This is a genomic window from Methylophaga sp. UBA1464, assembly GCF_002325665.1.
Taxonomy (GTDB): Bacteria; Pseudomonadota; Gammaproteobacteria; order Nitrosococcales; family Methylophagaceae; genus Methylophaga.
Map to the genome: position 1 here is coordinate 68,127 of NZ_DCSO01000045.1, position 3,295 is coordinate 71,421.

The 3,295-nt window shown below is 46.9% G+C and carries 3 protein-coding genes; all 3 read right to left on the reverse strand.

Going from position 1 to position 3,295, the window contains the following annotated elements:
• On the reverse strand, positions 1-443 hold a 443-nt coding region (locus B3O33_RS05005), incomplete at its 3' end, for a 3-dehydroquinate synthase family protein (RefSeq protein ID WP_292363123.1).
• Positions 444-448: 5 nt separating this feature from the next.
• Positions 449-976 (reverse strand): shikimate kinase AroK, encoded by a 528-nt coding sequence (gene aroK, locus B3O33_RS05010; protein WP_292361238.1) that lies wholly within the window; start codon positions 974-976, stop codon positions 449-451.
• A 92-nt stretch (positions 977-1,068) separates the two neighbouring features.
• Complete coding sequence (gene pilQ / locus B3O33_RS05015) at positions 1,069-3,120, reverse strand: type IV pilus secretin PilQ (RefSeq protein ID WP_292361239.1); 2,052 nt, start codon at positions 3,118-3,120, stop codon at positions 1,069-1,071.
• Positions 3,121-3,295: the final 175 nt, after the last annotated feature.

Sequence of the window (3,295 nt, forward strand, 5' to 3'; positions counted from 1 at the left end):
CCCAGGGGATGATTGACCGCTGTTTTGCCTCCCACAGAAGAATCGACTTGTGAGAGCAATGTAGTGGGAACCTGAATAAACGGCACACCTCGCTGATAACAGGCAGCTGCAAAGCCCGCCATATCTCCGATAACGCCACCGCCCAAAGCAACTATTGTGACCTGACGGGACATTCGGGTTTCCAGTAAGCGATCAAAAATCCGCTGCATGACTTCCAGCGTTTTATATTGTTCACCGTCAGGCAAAATAGCGACGTCAACCCGATAGTCAGCTAAAGCGGTTTTCACGGTATCCAGATACAATGGCGCCACGGTTTCATTGGTAACGATCAGCACTTCCTTGCCTCGAATATGCGCACTATATAAGCTGCTCTCAGCAAGCAAATCTTCACCGATATAAATTGGGTAACTGCGATCACCGAGCGCAACCTGGAGCGTATTCATCATAGTCAGATATCTTTTGTTTTTAATTGTTGTAGCTGTTTTATAACGGCATTTACGGTTCGTGTCACAGACTGATCACCTGTTTGCAGGACCACATCAGCCACTTCCCGATATAAGGGGTCACGTTGAGCCATAAGTTGTTTAATTTGCTGTCGACGATCGCCCACTTGTAACAGGGGTCGGCTGGTATCTCTTGATGTACGACGGTACAGCTGTTCTGCTGAAGCCGCCAGATAGACAACCGTGCCACGCACCAGATTCTGACGATTTGTTTCCGAAAGCACTGCTCCACCGCCGGTAGCAAGGACTATATTATCCATCGCCGTGAGTTCATCAATAATTTTTTGTTCACGTTCTCTGAAACCCGCCTCACCTTCCATTTCAAAAATCCAGGAAATAGACACGCCGGTGCGTTTTTCAATCTCACGATCGCTATCAAAAAACTTTCGATGCAGCTTTTTGGCAAGCTGTCGACCAATAGTAGACTTTCCAGACCCCATTGGTCCCACCAGAAATATATTACCTGAAATCACGCGGCTTATGACTCAACTGTTTATCATGAAAAAAAACCGGATCGACAGGCCTTCGTCGATCCGGTTTTTTATCTTAACTGAAAAAGCTGGATTTAATAATCCATACCTTCCTTAATAATTTTTGGTGTCACAAATACCAGCAATTCACGCTGCCGGTTTTCATTCAGATCAGTTTTGAACAGGAATCCGACATAAGGCAGATCACCAAAGAATGGGACCCGTGTTGAAGACTGCGTCGAAGTTTGCTCATAAATCCCCCCCAGAACGACCGTTTCGCCATTGTCCACCAATACCTGAGTACGAACACTACGGGTATCAATACTGGGCACGCCGAGGAAAATCTCACCCACTTCATCTTTGTTTACTTCCAGATCCATCACAATACGATCATCCGGCGTGATTTGCGGTGTGACATCCAGTTTTAACAACGCTTCTTTAAACGAAACGGAGGTTGCCCCACTTGAAGATGCTTCCTGATAAGGAATCTCCGTACCCTGCTCGATAGTCGCTTGTTTCTGATTTGAGGTAATTACCCGTGGGCTGGACACTATCTCACCCTTACCCTCTTCCTGCATTGCAGACAATTCCAGCTCCAGCACCGCACCCAAAGGTAATTTCGCCAGGGCCAGAGCAATGGTTCCGGCTGGATTGGCTACGGGCAAGTTCACATTCAAGTCCTGCCCACGCACACCGGTAGAGTTTGTGGGTATCACAGAATTGTTATTTGTAGCAGGAACCTGAAGCCCTTCCAGTGAACCAGAAGTACCTGCTCCCAGCGTTCCGCTTCGGGCAGAAGAACCAAAGCGCACCCCAAGTTCCTTGGCAAAATCGTTATTCGCAATAACAATCCGCGATTCAATTAATACCTGTCGTACCGGAATATCCAGCTTTTCGATTAATTTACGCACATCGGCCAGATTACTGGCGGTATCACGCAGCAATAAAGAGTTTGTCCGCTGGTCAACCACCACACTGCCACGTTCTGAAAGGAAACCACCTGCGGAGCTTCCAGCCGTACTCTGGCCTTGGGTAGTGGTCAGAATCTCCGCCATTTCTGATGCCTTGGCAAAATTGACCTCAAATATTTCAGAATAAAGCGGCTCCAGCTCTACTAATTGATTTCTTGCCTCAAGTTCCTGTTTTTCACGCGCAGCAATTTCTGCCGCTGGCGCAATCAGCATGACGTTGCCATTCTGACGCATTCCCAGCCCTTTGGTTTTCAGGATGATATCCAGGGCTTGATCCCAGGGAACATTTTTCAATCTTAACGTCAGATTACCGGTCACGGTGTCACTGGTGACCAGATTCATCCCATTGAAATCCGCCAATAGCTGTAATACGGCTCTTACTTCAATATTCTGAAAATTCAGTGAGAGTTTTTCACCTTCAAAGCCAAACTCACTACCCGAAGACTCCGCAGCAGTTTGTTCAGCAATGGGTTTTACTTCAACTACAAGCATATCGCCTGACTGATAAGCAAGATGTTCAAACTTACCGGTGGTTGTCAAAATCAGCTGTGTACCGTTGCTGGTTTGAATACTGTCAATTAAATGCACGGGAGTGGCAAAGTCCATCACATCCAGTCGGCGCTTTAATTTGTCCGGTAAATTTACCCCCGGTAAATCCACAATCAAATCCCCACGTTCACGGCGCACTTCCAATGAGGTATTTTCATTTTGCAAAGCCACCATTAATCTGGCCTCGCCCTGTTCACCGCGTCGGAAATCGATATCCGTAACTGAATTGCCCCCCCTGGAAGCAACCGCTGAATCAGGTCGTGTACTTGCCACGCTGGTATTGTCATTTAACATCACTTTTACAACGTTACCTTCAACTTCAACCTGATAAGGCAGCTTGCGTAATAAATTAATGACCATACGAGTACGTTCGCCAGCTTCAACCGTTGCGATACTGCGTGTTTGTCCACTGTTTATCTGTTTGGTTGTCTCACTCAGTTTATTGCTGACACCTCTGAAATCCAGGACGATGCGAGCGGGTTCATCCGTCGCAAAACTTTCTGGCGTTTCTACCGCTTCAGAAAATGTCAGCGTTACCAGGCCTTTATTTCCTGAAAGTGATGAATAATCCAGTGACTGCAATTCATTTGCCGACGCAAAACCACTGATAAGAAATAATGAGAGCATCCCCAGACTGGACCGCCACCGTTCAAATAGAGTTTTGTCTGACGTTGCCGTGACTTGACGCCGTGTGATTGTCATTCCGTATTTACTCATCATTTTCTGGCCCTTAATTTATCTCTACGACGGATACTGTCGTCTCACGCTCGTTGTAGCCGTTTCCTTCAGGAACGATTTCCTT

Coding starts and splice junctions, on each gene's coding strand:
- pilQ (WP_292361239.1), bottom strand. CDS start 3,120: ATGCTCTCATTATTTCTTATCAGTGGTTTTGCGTCGGCAAATGAATTG.